This window comes from Methylobacterium gossipiicola (genome assembly GCF_900113485.1).
Taxonomy (GTDB): domain Bacteria; phylum Pseudomonadota; class Alphaproteobacteria; order Rhizobiales; family Beijerinckiaceae; genus Methylobacterium; species Methylobacterium gossipiicola.
This window is the reverse complement of the sequence record NZ_FOPM01000004.1, coordinates 128,821-149,088: the sequence shown is the minus strand read 5'-3', so window position 1 is coordinate 149,088 and position 20,268 is coordinate 128,821. Positions and strand designations below refer to the sequence as shown.

Genomic DNA, 20,268 nt, shown 5'->3' with positions numbered 1-20,268 from the left:
CGCGATCCGGAGCCGGGGCAGCCTCTTCGGGCGGGTCCGGGCTCAGGCCGCGGCGAGGTATTCCACGGCGTCGGATTCGACCGCGCGGCGGCGGTTGGCGAACAAGGCGAAGGCGATGAGGGCCTCGTCGCAGATCTGGGCCTCGCGCACCACCGCCTGGGCGATCTGGCCGGCGAGTTGCGTCGGACCGATGCCGTTGCCGAGGGATGCGGCGAGCCACCGGGCCGTGGCGGCGTCGATGGTGCCCGTGGGCCGCTCGCCCCAGACGGTGAAATCGACCACGGCGGCGCTCAGGAAGTGGCCGAAGCTCGGATCGATCGCCCGCACGGCCCGATCGAGGGCGATGAGCATGTCGGCGTCGTCCCGGCTGGTCAGGCCGTCGGGCAGGATATCCCGGGCGAGAGTCCGGACGTCCTCGGCGGTGAGGCGAGCGGCGGCGACAATACGGTTACAGAAGAGCTGAAGCGAATGGTTGATCATGGCTTGATACCTCCCCGGCTTCATCTTGGCCGGCCTGTGTTCGTGTCTATGGTTGGACTATGCGGGCGAGGAGGCTTCAAGCGGTTAACGGCCAAATCTGAATCGACGTTCAGGTTAAAGCCTGCTCACGAATGAGACTTATCGAAAGATGTCCAGAGCCGGTCGGCCGGCCTCCGCCGCTCGTTGGAGACGTGGGTTCGCGGAACCGGTGAGGCGCGGCGTCGACGATCCGTTCCGCCGTCGTCCCATCCGTTGGGGGCTGCCTGGAGCGGCCTTCAGTAGAATGTGTCTGTCGATCACGCTTTGGGTGGAATGATTGCCGCATCGTTCCCCTAAATAAAGCTACTTATTCTTTTGACGGGAGCGTATTTGTCGAGCAAATTTTTCAAGTGAGCGGCCTTATGAATCCATGGCCGCTCAGGCATTTGGGTTTCTAGGCGTCATAGCTTTCGCCCCTGACGTCGATACAGACTTTCGGCCTGGGAAGAGCCTCGATCATCATGAACTTCGTTCTTCGGCCGCATCTCGTCGATCGGTCACGATCCTTCCCCGTCGGTTCAGTGCATCCGGGATTTCAGCCGCGTATCGCCGCGAGGGACGTCCCGCTGCTGGCCGTCGAAGCCGTATCGCTCTGGTTCGGCGGGACCGTGGCGCTCGATGCCGTGGATCTGTCGGTCCGGGCGGGGGAGATCCATGCGGTGATCGGGCCGAACGGGGCCGGCAAGTCGTCCCTGATCAACGTGATCAGCGGCCTCTACAGGCCGGATTCCGGCAGCATCCGGATCGGCGAGGATCGGTTCGCCCGTGTGCCGACGCGCCGTCTGGCGCGCCTCGGGGTGGCGCGCACCTTCCAGAATCTGGCCCTGTTCCGGGGGCTCACGGTCTTCGAGACGGTGACCACCGGTTTGGTCGACCGCATCTCCGCCGGGCTCGGCGCGCAGATCCTCGGGCTTCCCCAAGCCCGTTGCGAAGCACGCGCTCTGCGGGAGCGGGCGGAGGCCGTCATCGCCCTGCTCGACCTCGACGAATATCGCAACAGGCTCGCCGGTACGCTGCCCTACGGCGTGCAGAAGCGGGTCGAGCTCGCCCGAGCCTTGGCGCCGATGCCCCGCCTCCTGCTGCTCGACGAGCCCATGGCCGGGATGACCGCCACGGAAAAGCAGCGGATGAGCGACGACATCCGCGCGGTACGCGACGCGACGGGTGCCACCATCGTCCTGATCGAGCACGATGTCGGCGTGGTGATGAGCCTGTCGGACAGCGTCACCGTCCTCGACCATGGGCAGCGCATCGCCTTCGGGGCACCCCGTGAAATCCAGGCCAATCCCGCCGTCATCGCCGCCTATCTCGGCGCCACGGCCGATGAGGTCGCGGCATGACACCCGATCTCGCCTTCCTCGTCGAGGTGCTGGTCGGCGGGCTTCTGTCCGGCGTCATGTATGCCCTCGTGGCGATCGGCTTCGTGCTGATCTACAAGACCTCCGGCGTCCTCAACTTCGCGCAAGGCGCGATGCTGCTGTTCGCGGCGCTGACCTTCGTCAGCCTCACGGAACGGGGCATCCCCTTCGTCGGAGCCCTCGTGGCGACCCTGGCGGTCATGGCCCTCCTCGGCCTCGCCGTCGAACGCGCCGTCCTGCGTCCCCTGGTCAACCAGCCTCCGATCACCCTGTTCATGGCGACCCTCGGCGTCGCCTACGTCATCGAGGGGAGCGCCCAGCTCGCCTGGGGCACGCAGGTGCACGGGCTCGATCTCGGCATCGACGATACGCCCCTCGACATCGCCGGCGTGTTCGTGAGCCGCTTCGACCTGTTCGCGGCGGCGGTCGCCGGGCTCATGGTGACGGTCCTGACCCTGTTCTTTCGCTACACCCGCACCGGGCTCGCCTTCCGGGCGGTGGCGGACGATCCGCTGGCGGCGCTGAACACGGGCCTGCGCCTGCCTCGGGTCTGGGCCGCGGTCTGGATCGCGTCGGGTATCGTCGCCCTCGTGGCCGGGTTGCTCTGGGGCGCGCGCCTCGGGGTACAGTTCTCGCTCTCCCTGGTGGTGCTGAAGGCCCTGCCGGTGCTGGTGCTCGGCGGCTTCGATTCGATCCTCGGCGCCATCGTCGCCGGGCTCATCGTCGGCGCCGTGGAGAAGCTGTCGGAGGTCTATCTCGGACCCGTCATCGGCAGCGGGATCGAGGGCTGGATCGCCTATGTGGCGGCCCTGGGCTTCCTGTTGCTGAAGCCCTCGGGGCTCTTCGGCGTGCGCGGCGTCGAGCGGGTCTGAGCGCCATGACCACAACCGTCGCTCCCCGGGCCAAGGTCCTGCCGCGCCCGTCCGCCACCGGCATCGGCGTCGCCCTCCTCCTCGTGCTCGCCTACGGAATCGTGCCCCTCGTCGGTACCAGCTACCTCTACGAAGCGATCCTGACGCCGTTCCTGGCCCTGTCGCTGGCGGGCCTCGGGCTCAACCTTCTGACCGGCTATGCCGGCCAGCTCTCCCTCGGATCCTCCGCCTTCATGGCTTTGGGCGCCTACGCGGCCTTCAATCTGTCGCTGCGCCTGCCCTTCCTGCCCTTGCCGGTGACCATCGTGCTGGCCGGTCTCGTCGCGGCCCTCGCCGGGCTGGTGGCGGGCCTGCCAGCCCTGCGGCTGCGCGGCTTCTACCTCGCGGTCTCGACCCTGGCCGTGCAGTTCTTCGTCGCCTGGGTGCTCAACCGCTTCGGCTGGCTTTCCAACGACAGCCCGTCGGGCATCATCACCGCGCCGCCCCTCGTCATGGCCGGCCTGTCCTTCGAGGATGCCCGCGGCCGCTACCTGTTCTCGCTGACCGTGGTCACGCTGCTGACGGTCCTGGCCTGGCGCCTCGTCACCTCGCCCACGGGCCGCAACTTCGTCGCCGTCCGCGATCATGAGACCGCCGCCCGGGTCATCGGCGTCGGGGTGGCGCGCACCAAACTGCTGGCCTTCGCCCTGTCCTCCTTCGTGGTGGGCGTCGCGGGCGTCCTCTGGGCCTTCGCCTACCTGCGCACGGTGGAACCGACGGGGTTCAACCTCGACCGCTCGTTCCAGATCCTGTTCATCGTCATCATCGGCGGCCTCGGCACCTTGCGCGGCGCCTTCCTGGGTGCGGGGCTCATCGTCGTCCTGCCGCTGCTGCTGTCGCGGTTCGGCGCGGCGATCCTCGGCGACGGGTTCGACTCCGGGACGCTCGAGATGTGTCAGCGCATCGCCCTCGGCGGTCTGATCGTCGCCTTCCTGATCCGCGAGCCCGCCGGTCTCAGCGCCATCCTCGATCGCGCCGTGCGCCGCCTCCGTCGCCTGGCCTGACTCCCTCATTCCCCATCGACGAACCGAAGGACGTTCCATGTCTCGTCTCGACACGCGCCTGCGCGCCGCCCTCGCCGCCGGAACCGCTCTCGCCGCCCTCGCCGGCTCGGCAATTGCCGACGAACAGTATTTCCCGCTCCAGAGCTACCGGGTCGGACCCTATGCGGCCGGCGGCACCGGCTTCTTCGGCGGCTTCATCGATTACCTGACCCTCATCAACACCCGGGACGGCGGCGTGAACGGGGTCCGGCTGACCTGGAGCGAGGGCGAGACCCAGTACGAGGTCGAACGCGGCGTCGAGGTCTACGAGCGGCTGAAGTCCCGTCCCGGCATCGCCGCCTGGAACCCGCTCTCGGTGGGCATCGCCTACGCGATGATCGACCGGATCACCAAGGACAAGGTGCCGCTGGTCACCATCAACCACGGCCGGACCGATTCCACCGATGGGCGTGTCTTTCCCTACGTCTTTCCGCTGCTCCTCAACCCCTACAGCGAGACCTCCGGCATCGTCGAATATCTCGGCGGCCGCGAGGGCGGGCTCGACAAGCTCAAGGGCAAGACCATCGCGGTGCTCTATCACGGCTCGCCCTACGGCAAGGAGACGATCCCGATCTACGAACTCCTGGCCAAGCGATACGGGTTCAAGGTCGAGCAGATCGAGGTGCCGCATCCCGGCAACGAGCAGCAATCGCAGTGGCTGACCATCCGCCGTCTCAAACCCGATTACGTGGTTTTGCGCGGTTGGGGCGTGATGAACCCGGTGGCGTTGAAGACGGCGCAGAAGACGGGCTTTCCGGCCAGCCGCATCGTCGGCAACGTCTGGTCGAATTCGGAGGAGGACGTGATCCCCGCCGGCGACGCCGCCAAGGGCTACGTCGCCATCACCACGCAGGCCTCGGGCGCCGAATATCCGGTGCTGAAGGACATCATCAAGACCGTCTACGACGGCAACGCCGGCAATCTCGCCGACAAGAAGCGCATCGGCAGCGTCTACCACAACCTCGGCATCGTGAACGGCATCCTCAACGTCGAGGCGGTGCGGGCGGCGCAAGCGAAGTTCGGTCGGCGGACCCTCACCGGCGACGAGGTCCGCTGGGGCTTCGAGCACCTTCGCCTCGACGAGGCCCGCGTCGCAGCCCTGGGCGCCAAGGGCCTGTTCCACTCCATCAACGTCACCTGCGCCAATCACGAGGGCGACGGCCGCGTCACCTTCCAGCAATGGGACGGGGCCAAATGGACCGTCGTGTCCGATTGGATCGCACCCGACTGGGCGACCCTGCGCCCGATCATCGAGGCGTCGTCGGCGACCTACGCCAAGGAGCACGGCATCACGCCGCGAAACTGCGCCGCCGAAGAAAATCCCACCCATGTGGCGGCGACCCCGTGAGCGGAACGGCCCTGCTGCGGGTCGAGTCCCTGGAGGCGCGCTACGGCGGTGTGCGCGCCCTCTCGGCTGTCGATCTGTCCGTCTCCGAGGGCGAGATCGTCGCCCTCGTCGGCTCCAACGGCGCCGGCAAGACCACGGTGCTGAAGGCGGTTTCCAACCTCCTGCCCGCCGAACGCGGCCATGTCACGGCGGGCCGCATCGTCTATGACGGGCGGGATGTGTTTCGGACGTCCACCGACGCCCTCGTCCGGGGCGGTCTCGTCGGAGTGCTCGAAGGCCGTCACTGCTTCCGGGCGCTCAGCGTGGAGGAAAACCTCGTCACGGGCGGGCTCGGGCGCGGCTCGAACCGCGCCGCCATCCGGTCCGATCTCGCGCGGATTTACGGGATCTTCCCGCGCCTGCTGCAGAAGCGTCGGGCGGCGGCCGGGCTGATCTCGGGCGGCGAACAGCAGATGGTGGCGATCGGGCGCGCCCTGATGGGTCGCCCGCGTCTCCTCGTCCTCGACGAACCGTCCATGGGCCTTGCTCCGCAGGTGGTCGCGGAGATCTTCCGCACCCTCGAGCGCCTCAACCGCGATGAGGGGCTGACGATCCTGGTGGCCGAGCAGAACGTCACCGTCGCCCTGCGCCATGCGGATCGGGCGGTGGTGCTGGAGAATGGGCGCAGCGTCCTCACCGGTGCTGCCGCGGACCTCCGGGCGCGCGATGACATCAAGGCGTTCTATCTCGGCGCCGGTGCCGCGCACACCCGCGCCATGGCGTGAGCGAGCGCATTCTCGGATGCGATCGAGTGAAGAATCATCTTCCAAGGGGGGGCGACGAACATGGAAGCGCAGCTCATCGACCTTTGTGTAGGTGTGGCTGAATAGCTGTCTGTGGTTTCGTCGTGCGAGTAAGTAGTCTATCCTTGCTCTGTGGCCGGGCGTTGGGGTTGGGCGCATCGCGCCAGGCGGGATCTGTCGAGGTGTTCAGTCCAAATCCTAATCGACTGGCGCGGACCAGATTTCGTGCAGATTGCCCCGGCTGCGGAACCAGTAGACGCTTCGGCAGGGATCGACACCGAAATCTCCGAAGGACCGCGCCAAGTTCCGGACGATCCGGCAGGCTTCGCCTTCGCTCTCGATCTCGCAGGCTAGGATCTGCGGTGCTTCACGTCGCGAGAAGCCAACTTTTCGGACGAAGATCGAATACGACATTCGCGAACTCCGGATCGTCTGCCTCGATGCATTGGACGTCTTGCGGTATCTGCGTGCCTATAGAGAAACGGATTCCACCGCGATGCGTGCCGTGCGATCGTATAGTTTGGATAACGACGTATTAATTTTAGAAATCCATGTGATTTCGGCTCGGGCGAATCTTTCGTTTGCGTGCGGCATCACCCGGAAATCTGTGTGATGGGGCTTCGGCGAGGCCCGCATACCCTTTGCCCGGTAGCGAGAAGGCCCGGCGACGGGGCGTCGCCGGGCCTATCGAGCGGGATCAGACGGGCATGCGCCCTTCTTGCAGGCCGTAATCGAGGAAATGCTGGAGCGGGTCGATGTCGGCGGCGGCGACGTCGGGGTTCCGGGTGAGATACGCATCGGTGTCGAAGCCCGGACCGGGGTCGCGCCCCTCGCGCCAGCCGTATTCCTCGTAGTGGAGGAGCGGGTTGAGGCCCGCCGCCGCCACGTCGGGATTGTGGGTGAGGTAGAAGCCCGGATCGAACAGGGCATTCGGAGCCCGGCCCTCGCTCGCGCCGTAATCGAGGTAGTGGCGGAAGGCGAAGTCGGAGACGAGGATCTTCACCTCCGGCCCTTGGGCCGCCGCCGCGACATCGGGGTTCTGAGCGAGATAGAAGCCCGGATCGAAGGCGCCGATATGGCCGCGTGCGCCCTCCCCGTCCTGCACGGTCCGACCCTCGCCGCGCCCGAACGCGAGGTAGTGTTCGAGGGCATTGCCACCCGCCGCCGCCACCTCCGGGTTCAGGGCGAGGTAGGCATCGCCCGAGAAGTTCGCGCTCGTGTTGCGTCCCTCGTGTTCGCCGTATTGCACGTAGTGCTCCAGGGGATTGATGCCCGCCGCCGCCACGTCCGAATTCACACCGAGATAGGATCCGGTGGAGAAGTAGGCGTTCGGGTCGCGTCCCTCGTGCCAGCCGTAGGTGGCGTAGTGGGTATCGGCGTCGACCCCGGCCCGCCAGACGTCGAGGTTGTGCGAGAGGTACCAGGCATCGTCGACCACGCCGTGCCCGTCGTTCTGCTGGATCGTGCCGTCGGTGAAGCGGAGCGTCCCGATCCCGTTGAGGTCGTGATGCTGGCCGTCCGGACCCGTCAGCACCAGGGTCTCGCCCAGGACCTCCACCCGGGCCTCGGTGAAAGCGAAGCCGAAGGATTTCTCCGCGACTGGGGCCGCGCCGGCGAGCGACACCGTCAGCAATCCCGCGGCGGTGAGACCCTTCCCGTCCGCCACCGTGTAGGTGAAGACTTCGGGATACTCGTCGCCCGAGCCGAAGTTGCTCGAGCCGATGGCCTGATAGCTGTAGCTGCCGTCGGCGGCGAGATGCAGGGTGCCGTGTTCGCCCAGGATCGTAGTGGTGCCCGTCGCCGCCACCGCCACCGTGCCCCCGCTCGCGAAGCGCACGGCCGTGACGTGCAGGGTGTCGCCCGCATTGGGGTCGCTGTCGTTGGCGAGCACGTTGCCCCTCACCGCCGGGGCGTGGTTCACCGCCGCGATGGTGTCGGCGACGGCGATCGGCGCGCGGTTGCCGTCGGTCGCGTTGCCGCCGCCGGTTCCCGGGGAGCCGTCGTCCCGGGCATCGATGGAGAGGGCGAAGGCGGCGGAGGCCGGGCCGCGATTGCCCGCCGCATCCGTCGCGCTGGCGACGAACGCGTAGGTCCCCTCGGCGAGGGTGGGCAGGTCGAGGCTCCAGCGTCCGTCCGCGTCGGTGAGGGCCGTGGCCGTCCGGGGTCCGCTCGCCGTCTCGTACGCGATGGCGACGGTGCTGCCCGCCTCCGCCGTTCCGAACAGGGTCGGCGTTGTGTCGGCCGTGGCGCCGTTGCCGACCTGACCGGTATCCTCGGTGAAGCCCGCCACCACGGGAGCCCCGGGGGCGACGGTGTCGAGGGTCATCCGGAACGGCTGTCCGGCCTGCAGGACGTTGCCCGCCGCGTCGCGACCCGACACGATCACGTCGTAGCTGCCATCGGCGAGGGTCGGCAGGTTCGCCGTCCAAGTGCCGTCGCCGCCCACCGCCGCCGCCACGTCGCGGGGGCCGGTGGCGTCGGTGACGGTCACCGTCACGGTGGCGCCGGGGGTGCCGGTGCCCGTCACCGTCGGCGACGCGTCGCTGGTGATGCCGTCACCCGGAACGCCGGTGTCGGGCTGAAGACCGGTGACCATGGGCGCGACCACGGAGGGAGGCGCCTGAGGGTTCGGCGACGTTCCGGGATCGGAGGGCGTGTTCGGATCTGGGGTCGTCGGATCGGGGTACGTGGGGCCGGCCTGCCCGATGGTGAGGCCGGTGCCGTTGCCCCCGGCGGTGTTGCCGGCGACGTCCGAGATCGTGAAGGACGAGGTCACGGAGCCGGTCAGGCCCGAGAGGTCGGCTTGGTAGGCGCCGTCCGCTCCGGCGGTGGCCTGGACCGTGCGGGACCCGTCCGTGAAGGTCACCAGGGCGGTGGAGCCGGGATCGAGGCCCGCCACCGTGAAGGTCACGGCCGCGGCCTGCGCCGGGGTGAACACCGTGCCGGCCGGGTTCGCCACCGTGACGGAGACCAGCGGCACGGCGTCCGCGACGGTGTCGATGGTGAGCGGCAGGGCGGCGGAGGTCCCGGCGGGGACGCCGAGGGCCGTGACCGCCGAGGCCCGGAAGCTGTAATCGCCGTCCGCCAGGGCGGGGATGGCGACGCTCCATTGCCCGTTGGCGTCGATGGCAGCCGTGACGAATTTCGGCATGCCCGCCTCGACATACGTCACCGTGACGGTGCCGTTCGCCTCGGCCGTGCCGGTCAGGGTCGGGGTCCGGTCGGCGGTGATGCCGTCGCCGAGGATGCCGGTGTCGTCGCCGTATCCGGTGATCAGCGTGGGCGCCGGTTGCGGCCCCGCGCCGATGGAGACCGGCCTCGGTGTCGAGAGCAGGGTCGCGGCGTTGCCGGCCGTGTCCGCGATGTCGGAGAGCGCCGAGAGACCGAGCGACAGGGTTCCGGTTCCGGCGATGTCCGCCACCGTGACGGTGTAGCTGCCACCGCTGCCCGTCACCGCCGTGATCCGTCCCGTGGCGGTTCCCGTTGCCGATAGGAGGAAATCCTCCGCCGTCACGTTGAGGACCGCCTCGGGAAAGCTCACCGCGTAGATGAAGCTCGCGGCACCGGGCTCGGCCGGGGTCGAGGGCAAGGCCGTGCCCGCCGGCGCGACGGTATCGACGGTGATCGCCGTACCGTCGCGGGTGACGGTGTTGCCGGCCGGGTCGCGGATGATCAGGGTCGCGGTCACCGGGCCGGAGAAGCCCGAGAGATCGACGGTGTTGGGGCCGTTGCGGACGTCCATGACGGTGAGGCCATGGGTCGCGTCGCGGAAGGTCACCGTGCCGATGGCGACGGCGTCGAGGTCGGCCACCACGAAGGTCACGGCACCGGCCTCGGCGGCGTTGATCTGACCGTCTCCGGCGGGGTCGACCGTGAGCGTGGCGGGCACGCCCCCATCCGCGATGGTATCGACGACGAGATTGAGCGGCGCCGAGACACCCACGGGGGTCCCGTTCGTATCCGCGAGCTGGGCCACGAGGGCGTGGGGACCGTCCGTGAGGTTCGGTGCCGCGACGCTCCAAGTTCCGTTCGCCAGCACCGTGGTGGTCACGGGCTGCGCCCCCGGGTCCAGGGTGTCGAGGATCGTAATGGTCCCGCCGGGCAGGCCGACGCCCGACAGGATCGGTGCGGCGTCGGCGGTGATGCCATCCCCCTGCACCCCGGTATCCGTGGTGTAGCCGGTAATGACGGGCTGGACCGGCGTTGCGCCGACGACCACGCGGGTGTCCGACGCCAGCGTCGCGCGGTTGCCGGCGAGATCGGTGATGTCGGACCCGGCGGCGAGGCCGAGGCCGAGGGTGCCGCTTCCCTGGAGACCCGCCATCGTCACCACGTAGGCCCCGCCGCTTCCCGTCACCGCCGTGATCTGGCCGGTGATTCCGGGTGATGCCGTCAGGGTGAAATCGTCCACCGAGACGTTGGCGACGGCCTCCGAGAAGTCGACCGCGAAGGTGAAGCTGGCGACGGCGGCCCCGCCCGCGAGGTCGGCCACGGCCGTGCCGGTCGGGGCCACGCTGTCCACGTTCAGCCCCGCCGGCAGGGCGAGGTTCGCCGTGACGGTGTTGGCGGCGATGTCCGACAGGACCACTTGGGCGGTCACGGCGCCGCTGAGGGACGACAGGTCGGCGGTGTAGATCCCGTTGGCCCCGACCGCGACGGGAACCGTGGTGGTGCCGTCCGTGAACACGATGGTGCCCGACGAGCCGGTGTCGAGGCCCGTGAGTTCGAAGCTCACCGCCCCGGCCTCGGCCGCGCTGAGGTTCGTGTCGGCGGCGGCGAGCTGCACCGCCACCAGCGGCACCGCGTCGGCGGTGGTGTCGATGGTGAGGTTGAACCGGGCCGAGGCCGGGCTCGGCAGGCCGCTCAAGCCCGTGGCCGAGGCCGTGACCGTGTAGACCCCGTCCGCGAGGGCGGGCACCGCCAGGGTCCAGGCCCCGACGCCGTCGGCCACCGTCTGGAAGGTCTGGGGGCCTGCCGGGCCATTCAACACGACGGAGATCGAGGCGTCGGCCTCCGCCGTGCCCGAGAGGGTCGGGGTGGTGTCGCGGGTGATGCCGTCGCCGTCGATCCCGGTGTCGTCCGTGATGGCGCCGATGCTCGGGAGCGCTGTGACGGCGGTGGCCAAGCGGACGGCGTTGCCCGGCACCGTGGCGGTGTTGCCGACGAGATCCGTGACGACGAGGCTGGTGGCGACCACGCCGTCGAAGCCCGACAGATCGACCACGAAGGTGCCGTCGGCGGCGACCGGCACGTCCTTCACGACGCCCGCGACCGCGAAGCGGGCGATGGCGGTGCTGTCCGCGTCGAGCCCAGCCACCGTGTAGGAGACCATGGTGGCCTCGGCGGCATCGACGATGCCGTTGGCCGTTCCCGCCACCGCGAGGCTGACGGTCACGCCCGAATCCGCGACGGTGTCGATAACGAGGGGACGGCTCGGCGTCATCCCGAGCATGGTGTTCGACGCATCCGTGAGGGTCGCGGTGAGGCCGTAGGTGTCGTCCGCGAGGGTCGGAAGCTGCACCGACCAGGTGCCGTTCCCGGCGACCTGCGTGGTGACGCTCACGGGGACGCCGCCGGAGGCGGTCGCCGTGACTGTGATGGTGCCGCCCGGCAGGGCCGTGCCGCTGACGAGGGGATTGGCGTCGCCGGTGACGAAGTCGCCCACGACGTTCGTATCCTCGGTGATGCCCGTGATGACCGGAAGGTCGGTGGGCTGGAGCACCGGCGGTACGTTGACGAGGTGCAGCCCGGCCTGGGCCAGGACGGCGAGGTTTCCGACGGCGTCGGTGATGTCGGACCCGCCCGAGAGGACGAGGCCGAGGGAGCCCGTGCCGGAGACGTTCGTGACCGTGACGCTGTAGCCCCCGGCGACGGGCAGAGCCGACAGGATGGTGCCGGTGGCGGTGCCGCCCGTGGTGAGGGCGAAGTCGTCGGCGGTGAGGTTCGTCACCGCCTCCGGAAAGGTGACCGTGAAGGTCACGCTCGTGGCCCCCGGCAGCGCCGCCGGATCGGCCACGATGGTGGCGGCCGGCGCCACGGCATCGACGGCGAAGCTGCCGACCGCGAGGGTCGCGCTGTTGCCGGCGAGATCGACCACAGAGACCGTCGCCGTCACGGTGTCGCCGAGGGCGGACAGGTTGGTGGGCGCCAGGGGGCCGTTGGCGAGGGGCGCCGTCACGCTACCGCCCGAACCCGTGAAGGTGATGGTCGCGGTGGCGTCGGCGTCGATGCCCGAGACGGTGCCGGTGACGGCGGCCACCTCCGCGGCGTTGAGGGCACGGCCGGCCGGCAGGTCGAAGGCGACCGCGATGGGCGCGCCGCGATCGACCACGAGATCGACGGTCACGGCGAGGCCCTGAGAGGGGCCGCTGACGTTGCCGGCGGCATCCTGCGCCGTGGCCGTGAGAGTCACGGTGCCGTCCGTCAGCGGTGTCGTCACCGGGATGTGCCAGGTTCCCGTCGCGTCGACTTCGGCGGTGAGCAATTGCCCGCCCACCGTCACCGTGACGGTGGAGCCGATCTCACCCGTGCCGACGAGAACCGGTGTGGTGTCGTTCGTGGTCGTCACCGGGACCACGCCGGAGCCGGCAAAGCCGAGGATCGCCGGATTGGCGGGGGGCAGGGTATCGAAGGTCGCCCCCGGCCCGCCGAGGGTCACCGTCGCGCCGACCGGCGGAACGTAGGTGAGGGAAGAGGTCACGGCGCCGTCGAGGGCCGAGAGGTCGAGGCTTCCGCCGGTCCCGCTGAGAAGCTCCGAGACGGTGGTGCCGTCGGCATCCGTGAAGGTCACCGACAGGATGGCGCCCGCCGGCAGGCCCGTGAGGCCGTAGGTGACGGCGCCCGCCTCCGTTTGGTTGACGAGGCCGTCGCCGAAATCGACCGTGAGGGTGAAGGGAAGTCCCGTCGCGGTCTCGATGGTCACCACCTTCGGGGCGGCGGGCAGGCTGACGTTGCCGGCGAGATCCTCCGCCGTCGCCGTGAAGCTATAGGCGCCGTTCGCCAGGGCCGCCGGCACCGTCGCGGTCCAGGTGCCGGAAGCATCCACGACGGCCGCGAGGGTGCCGGTCGTGGCGCCTGGGCCCTGGTAGGTCAACGTGACGGTGCTGCCCACCTCCGTCGTGCCCGTGAGGGTCGGGGTGGTGTCGTCCGTGAGGAAGCCGCCCGGGACGCCGGCATCGCTGACGAGGCCGGTGATGACCGGCCGCAGCGGCGCGACGAGATCGAGGGAGATGGGCGCGACCGGACCGAGGGTCGCGAGGTTTCCGGCGGCGTCGGCGATGTCGGAGGTGGCCGCGAGCGCGAGGCCGACGGTGCCGGCGCCCGACAGATTGCCGATCACCACGGTGGTGCCGCCGCTGGCGTTCGCCGTGGCCGACACGACGGTGCCGACGGCCGAGCCGGTACCGACGACACGGAAATCGCCGAGGTCGAGGCCGGTCACGGCCTCCGGGAAGGCGACGTCGAACGCGAGGGTCGCAGGGGCCGGCGCGGCCACGGGGGTCACGAGGCCGATGGGCGCGACGAGGTCGATGGTCAGGGCCGGGCCGGGGCGGGTCAGGAGGTTTCCGGCCCCGTCCGAGAGCTGGATCGTCGAGGTCACCGCGCCGTCGAGGCCGCTGAGGTCGAGGGTGGTGGCGCCGTTCGCCGCGATGGTGGCGGTGGCGGTGGCGCCGCCGCCATCCGTGAAGGTGACGAGGGCGGTGGTGCCGGCGTCGAGGCCGGCGGCGACCAGGGGGACGGCCGCCACGCCGGCAAGGCCGATGGGCTGGCCGCCGCCCGCCGTGAGGGTGAAGGGCAGACCGGCATCGGCGGTGAGGTCGACGGTGAGGCCGGCGACGGCCGGGGTGGCGACGTTGCCGGCGGCATCCGCTGCGGTCACCGTCACGGCATAGGTGCCCTCCGGCAGCGCCGCGCCCCCCAGCGGCAGGGCGAAGGTGCCGTTGGTGACGGGGGGCGCCTGCGTGAGAACCGGCGTGCCCGAAGCGTCCGTGACGATCACGGTGACGCTGGCGCCGGGTTCGAGGCCGGTGGCGGTGCCGGTGACCACCAATCCGGCGACGAGTTCGGCCTGTGACAGCACGCCGTCCCCGGCAAGCGGCTGCAGGGTGAGGACCGGGGCCGTGCGGTCGAGGGTCAGGGTCGGGCCGACGGTGACGCCGAGGTTTGCGAGAGCGTTGCCGGCTGCATCCGTGATGCCGGCGGGGTTGAGGGTGAGGCCGAGGGTGCCCTCGGCCGTTCCGGCCGGCACCGTGACCGCATAGGTGCGCCCGCCATCCGTGGTCACGAGGGTGGGAACGAGGCCGGCCGAAGCCGTACCCGTGAGGGTGAGGTTCGCGGCCGTCAGGCCGGACACCGGTTCGGAGAACGCCAGGGTGAAGTCGATGACCGTGTCCTTGGTTACCGCCGCGTCCGGGGTGGTGATGGCGACAAGGGTCGGCGCCACGAGATCGACGGTGACGGCCTGGGTCACCGCCGCCGAGGTGGCGCCGTCCGTGCGCTGGACCAGAACCGCGACGTCGCCCGACGCCTGGAGGACCGGCATTGTGCCCGAGAAGGTGGTGACGCCGTCGGCGGTGACGACGGCCGCGCCGGTGAGGGGCGTGACCACGCCGCCGATCCGGATCGCGAGGGTCTCGCCCGCGCCGAGGGGACCCGCGAGGGTGCCGGTGACCGGCAGGGTGCCGAAGGCGGCCTCCGCGACATTCACGACGTTGTCGCCCGCCACCTGCACGGACGTGACCGTCTGGACCGGCCCGGGCGCCACGAGGGTGTAGGCGGTGCCCAGCAGCCCGGCCACGGGAATGCCGGTGCCGACCTGAAGCGTCCCGGTGGTCCCGCTGGCCAGCGCCAGGTCCTGGCGCCCGTCGCCGTTGACGTCGAGGAGGGCCAGCGCCGCGAGCCCGGCCTGGGTTTCGAGAATGACGGGAGCCGAGAAGCCGCCGGCGCCGTCGCCGTAGACCACCCGCACGGCGCCGTCGGTGCCGGCATAGAGTATGTCGGCGTTGCCGTCGCCGTTGGTGTCGCCGATGCGGATATCCGTGGCGGCGGCCCCCGCCTGAAGCGTCGATTGCGTGGCGGCGCCCCCGGCCGTGGTGCCCCGGATCTCCAGGGTGCCGCCGGTCCCGGACGAGACGATCTCGGCGCGGCCGTCGCCGTTGAGGTCACCCGCCGCGAGGCCGCCGGCGCTGGCGCCGACCGTGAGTGCCGAGCGCACGAAGGTGCCGTTGGCGGCCTGGGTCAGGACCGCGAGCGACGTGCCGCCATTGGCCAGCGCCGCGAGGTCGATGCGGCCGTCGCCGTTGAAGTCACCGGACACGAAGGCGTCGGGACGCACGCCGAAGCTCTGGGCGCTGCCGGCCGAGAAGGTGCCGCTGCCGTTGTTGGTGAGCACGGTGGCGGTGCCGGCCGTGAGGTTCTTGACGACGATATCGGCATAGCCATCGCCGTTCACGTCGGCCACGAGGGCGCCGTCCGCCCCCGTGGTGGTGCGGGTGGTGACCGAGAACGTGCCGTCCGCCCCCTGCTTCAGGATCTGGACCCGGCCGTTGCCGGCGGTGACGATGTCGAGGAGGCCGTCGCCGGTGACGTCGCCCGTCGCGATGGTGGTCTGCCCGGTGGCCACAGTCACGGTCTGGGTCACCCCGAGGGTGCCGGTGCCGGTGCCGCGCGTCACCACGACGGTGTCGTTCACCAAGAAGGCGGCGTCCCCGAGGCCGTCGGCATTGAAGTCGGCCGCGGCGGTCTCGCGGGCCGGGCCGATGCTGACGGGGGCGAGCTGGGCGAAATCGGCGCCGCGCAGGCCGTTGCCCGCGAGATCGGTGACGCCCGAGAGGTTGGCGGGATTGAGGGCGAGGCCGAGGGTGCCGGCGCGCTGATCGACGCTGACGCCGTCGAGGCCGAGCCCGATGCTGACGATGTAGGTGTTGGGCTTCGTCAGGGACGGCAGCAGGGTGACGAGGTGGATGCCCGGCAGGGTGCCGGTGGCCTGGAACAGGTCGGCCGTGAGGCCGAGCACCGATTCCGAGAACGTGACCTCGTAGCGCAGAACGCCGAGGACATCGAGGAGCGCGAGGGGCCCGGGCAGGTCGAGCTGGTTCACCGCCACGATGGTCGGGCCGGTATTGTCGACCCGGACGGTGAGCGGCAGGGAGGTGGCGGTTCCGAGGAGGGGCGTGGTCTGCGTTGCCCGAATGCTGTGCGTCCCGTCCGGCAGGTTGATGCGAACCGAGCCGAGGAGGGAATTCGGAACCGTGGCGAGGATCTCACCCGGTCCCGGCACACCGTTGCCGTCCCGGTCGTCGAAGATCGTCACCGGTCCGCCGAGGACGTTCAATCCGACGATGTCGATGTCGACGCCGTTGCGCCGGGTCAGCCCGTCCAGGGGCAGGCCCGTATCGCTCGACGGCGAGAGCGTGAGCACGAGGGGAGCGAGGGTACCGGCCATCTGCGTTTCCCGTCTCTGCGGCCAAGCCTCCGCGTTCGACGCGGACGGTGTCTGCGCGCGCCGGTCGGCCTGCCAGGATGAACTCGAAGGGCTGTCGTCGGGCCAGATCGGCTCTGATCCCAGTTGTATATATCAACCTACAGAAGAGCCGCCTGACCTCAAGCCGGATCCACGCCTCAGGCGTTATTTTTCCGAATGTCCGGTCGTTCTGTGGCCGATTTCGGCAGGTATCGTAAGCAAATCGTAAATTGTGCCAAGCGATGACCTGAGGTGGCTAGATTTATGATTGGTTTCAGCGAAATGTTGGCGTCTTTTTAACGATCGATCCGGCGTCATGGTCTCGGTGGACATCGCGGTGGGCAAAATATCGCACATTATTCGCATCGACGCCGCAAACTTTAGGCGAAAATTATCGCCTTTGAGTCTCGGTTGTCCCGTCTGGAGGCGAGTCTTTATGCGAGTGGATCGGAAGTCGGAACTGAAGGCGGCCCTCGCGCGGTGCCAACGGGCGTTCCTCGGGGTCGCCGTCATGAGCGGCGTCGTGAACGTCCTCACCCTCACGGGCTCGTTCTTCATGTTGGAAGTCTACGACCGGGTGATCCCGGCGCGCTCCATCCCGACCCTCATCGGCCTCGGGGGCCTCGCCCTGGCGCTCTTCCTCTTCCAGGGCGTCATCGAGATCATCCGGTCGCGGGTGCTCGCCCGCATCGGCTGTTCCCTCGACGAACGAGTCGCGCCGCGGGTCTTCGACGCCGTCGTACGCTACCCCCTGAAATCGCCGGCCGGGGGCGACGGGCTTCTCCCCCTGCGGGACCTCGATCAGATCCGAAACTTCCTTTCCGGTCTCGGACCTACGGCATTTTTCGACTTGCCGTGGCTACCCGTCTATTTGGGCGTTTGCTTCCTGTTCCACCCGCTCATCGGTGTCTCGGCCCTCTTGGGCGCCATCGTCCTCGCGGTCCTGGCCCTCCTGACGGACCGCCTCACCCGGCGGCCCCAGGGCGAGGCGACGCGGCACGGCGCGCGCCGCAACGAGCTGTCGGATGCCGGGCGCCACAATGCCGAGGTGCTGCACGCCATGGGCATGCAGGCGAATCTCGCCCGCGTCTGGGGCGAAGAGAGCCGAGCCTACCTCGCGCGCCAGCGCCGGGTCGCCGACATCGCCGGAGGGTTCGGCGCCGTCTCGAAGGTATTTCGCATGATCCTGCAATCGGGCGTCCTGGCGCTGGGCGCTTATCTGGTGATCCAGGGGCAGGCCACGGGCGGCATCATCATCGCCTCGTCGATCCTCGTCTCGCGGGCCCTCGCCCCGGCCGAACTCGCCATCGCCCATTGGCGAGGGTTCGTCGCGGCCCAGCAGGGCTGGGCTCGGCTCAACGAGATCCTGGCGCGCTTTCCGGCCGAGACGGACACCCTCGCGTTGCCCCCGCCCCGCGTGGCCCTCACCGTCGAGCAAGCCTGCCTGGTGCCGCCCGGAACCCAGCGGGTGGTGGTGTCCGACATGACCTTCGGGCTCAAGGCCGGACAAGGCGTCGGCATCATCGGGCCGAGCGCGTCGGGCAAGTCGAGCCTCGCCCGCGCCCTGGTCGGCGTCTGGGCCCCGGCGCGTGGATCGGTCCGCCTCGACGGCGCCACCCTCGACCAATGGTCGGCGGAGACCCTCGGCCGGCACATCGGCTATCTGCCCCAGGAGGCCGATCTGTTCGCCGGCACCATCGCGTCGAACATCGCCCGGCTGTCCCCCGCCCCCGACGCCGAGGCGGTGATCGCCGCCGCCCGCACGGCCGACGTGCACGACCTCATCCTGCGGATGCCGGACGGGTACGAGACCCTCATCGGACCCGGGGGCGCCAGCCTGTCGGCGGGGCAGCGCCAACGCATCGGCCTGGCGCGGGCCCTCTACGGCAATCCGTTCCTCGTCGTCCTCGACGAGCCCAACGCGAATCTCGACGAACCGGGCGAACTCGCCCTCACCCGGGCCATGCTCAGCGTCCGGGCGCGCGGCGGCATCGTCGTCTGCGTCGCCCATCGCCCGAGCGCCCTGGCCGCCGTCGATCTCCTCCTCGTGCTCGAGGAGGGGCGGGCCCGGGCCTTCGGGCCGAAGGACGAGATCATGAAGCAGATGATGCGCCCCACCGCCGTGCCGGCGCCGCGCGCCGAGGTGGCGGACGCACGGACCCCGCAGAAGCCGAAGCAGAAGACCCCCAACCTGAAGGTTCGCGCATGAACACCGTCCCCATCTCCGCCCCCGCCCGGCCGTTCGATCCGGATCGTTCCATCGGCGTCCACCTGTTCGGGGTCTCCGCCATCATCGCCGTCCTCGTTTTCGGCATCGGCGGCTGGGCCACCTTCACGCCGATCCACGGGGCCGTGATGGCGTCGGGCCAACTCGTCGTCGAGAGCGATGTGAAGAAGGTGCAGCACCCCACGGGCGGCGTCGTCGGCGCCATCCGGGTCCGCGAGGGATCGCGCGTCGCCGCCGGCGACATCCTCATCACCCTCGACGAGACCCAGATCCGCGCCAACCTCGACATCGTCCTGAAGGCCATGGACGAGTTGAGCGCCCGTCGCGCCCGGAACGAATCCGAGCGCGACGGCGCCGCCGTCATCGCGTTTCCCGCCGAGCTTGCCGGCCGGGCCAAGGCCGATCCCGTGGTCGCGCATCTCCTCGACGGGGAGACGCGCCTATTCGCGACGCGCCGATCCGGGCGGGAGGGCCAGAAGGCGCAACTCGCCCAGCGCATCCTGCAGATCCGCGAGGAGATCGCCGGGCTCACGGAGCAGGCGGCGGCCAAGGCGCGGGAGATCGCCCTCATCGGCGAGGAACTGACGGGCGTCCGCGAGCTATGGGCCAAGAACCTCGTCTCGGTCTCGCGGGTCACGGCCCTCGAACGCGACGCCGCCCGGCTGCGGGGCGAGCGCGGGCAACTCGTCGCCGCGCAGGCTCAGGCGCGCGGCAAGATCACCGAAACGGAGTTGCAGATCCTGCAGATCGATCAGGATATGCGCGGCGAGGTCGGCAAGGAACTCGCCGATATCCGGGGTCGCTGGTCGGAACTTGGCGAGAAGCGCGTCGCCGCCCTGGACCAGCTCAAGCGCACGGATCTGCGGGCGCCGCAGGACGGCGTGGTGCACCAGATGACCGTGCACACCATCGGCGGCCTCGTGGTTCCGAGCGAGCCCGCCATGCTCATCGTGCCCGATGCCGACACCCTCGCGGTCGAAGTGCGGATCCAGCCGCAGGAGATCGACAACGTTCACATCGATCAGAAGGCGGTGCTACGATTCCCCGCCTTCAACCAGCGGACGACCCCCGAGATCGAGGGCCGCGTCACGCGGATCGCGGCGGATGTGAGTCAGGACGTCAAGACCGGCCTGAGCTATTACGTGGCGCGAATTCATGTGTCCGAGGAACAGCGGGATCGTCTGACTCGGGGGGGGCAGGGGCAGTCTCCCTCCGGCAGGGGGCGGCTGGTGCCGGGCATGCCGGTGGAAGCCTATCTTCAAACGGGTGAGCGTTCGGTGCTCTCGTACCTCGTCAAACCCCTCGCCGATCAGATCGCCAAGGCTTGGCGTGAACGCTGAGCACGCCCGGATGTCACGCCCGCACCGAACATCCGTCGAAGCCGAATCCATTCCTACAGGAACGCGGGCGATCACGCATCAAACTCGTATTCGAGAGCCGCTTTTTCCCCGATTGGACGGGCGGAGAGTGCTTTTTTCGACTGCTGATTGCAGCATGTGATGGTCTGTCGCGCGAGGTATGTTCAATCTTTGTCGTGTTTGAAATTGGCTGATATTCGGTCATAGATGGGCAGTAATCTCGAAAAATTAATTCTGAGACGTATATTCTTGCGGGTTTA

Annotated in this window: 9 protein-coding genes; 7 read left to right on the top strand and 2 right to left on the bottom strand. The window is 69.4% G+C overall.

All coding sequences use genetic code 11. The features are described 5' to 3' along the window. Positions 1-42 precede the first annotated feature (42 nt). Positions 43-480, bottom strand: coding sequence for a hypothetical protein (locus BM249_RS04955; RefSeq protein WP_091969549.1), 438 nt, complete (start codon positions 478-480; stop codon positions 43-45). A gap of 500 nt (positions 481-980) precedes the next feature. On the opposite strand from BM249_RS04955, the gene BM249_RS04950 reads away from it, so the two are divergent. The 5 genes from BM249_RS04950 to BM249_RS04930 are packed head-to-tail and all read left to right on the top strand — an operon-like array spanning position 981 to position 5,943. After that, positions 981-1,859, top strand: a complete 879-nt coding sequence (locus tag BM249_RS04950; protein ID WP_091969547.1) for an ABC transporter ATP-binding protein — start codon at positions 981-983, stop codon at positions 1,857-1,859. Further along, positions 1,856-2,749, top strand: a complete 894-nt coding sequence (locus BM249_RS04945; protein WP_091969545.1) for a branched-chain amino acid ABC transporter permease — start codon at positions 1,856-1,858, stop codon at positions 2,747-2,749. The genes BM249_RS04950 and BM249_RS04945 overlap by 4 nt, the downstream gene beginning before the upstream one ends. A gap of 5 nt (positions 2,750-2,754) precedes the next feature. Then, positions 2,755-3,792: a branched-chain amino acid ABC transporter permease gene (locus tag BM249_RS04940; protein WP_091969543.1), complete on the top strand. Its 1,038-nt coding sequence runs from the start codon at positions 2,755-2,757 to the stop codon at positions 3,790-3,792. A 37-nt stretch (positions 3,793-3,829) separates the two neighbouring features. Then, complete coding sequence (locus BM249_RS04935) at positions 3,830-5,179, top strand: ABC transporter substrate-binding protein (RefSeq protein WP_091969542.1); 1,350 nt, start codon at positions 3,830-3,832, stop codon at positions 5,177-5,179. Then, positions 5,176-5,943 (top strand): ABC transporter ATP-binding protein, encoded by a 768-nt coding sequence (locus tag BM249_RS04930; protein WP_091969540.1) that lies wholly within the window; start codon positions 5,176-5,178, stop codon positions 5,941-5,943. Before BM249_RS04935 ends, BM249_RS04930 begins: the two co-directional genes overlap by 4 nt. A 715-nt stretch (positions 5,944-6,658) precedes the next feature. On the opposite strand, the gene BM249_RS04920 is transcribed toward BM249_RS04930, so the two are convergent. Then, the gene (locus BM249_RS04920) at positions 6,659-16,405 is read right to left on the bottom strand and encodes an Ig-like domain-containing protein (protein ID WP_091969536.1); all 9,747 of its coding nucleotides are present in this window, start codon (positions 16,403-16,405) and stop codon (positions 6,659-6,661) included. A 454-nt stretch (positions 16,406-16,859) separates the two neighbouring features. On the opposite strand from BM249_RS04920, the gene BM249_RS04915 reads away from it, so the two are divergent. Both BM249_RS04915 and BM249_RS04910 read left to right on the top strand, forming a co-directional pair. Next, positions 16,860-18,632, top strand: coding sequence for a type I secretion system permease/ATPase (locus tag BM249_RS04915; RefSeq protein WP_091969534.1), 1,773 nt, complete (start codon positions 16,860-16,862; stop codon positions 18,630-18,632). Further along, positions 18,629-19,990: an HlyD family type I secretion periplasmic adaptor subunit gene (locus BM249_RS04910; protein WP_091969532.1), complete on the top strand. Its 1,362-nt coding sequence runs from the start codon at positions 18,629-18,631 to the stop codon at positions 19,988-19,990. The genes BM249_RS04915 and BM249_RS04910 overlap by 4 nt, the downstream gene beginning before the upstream one ends. Positions 19,991-20,268: the final 278 nt, after the last annotated feature.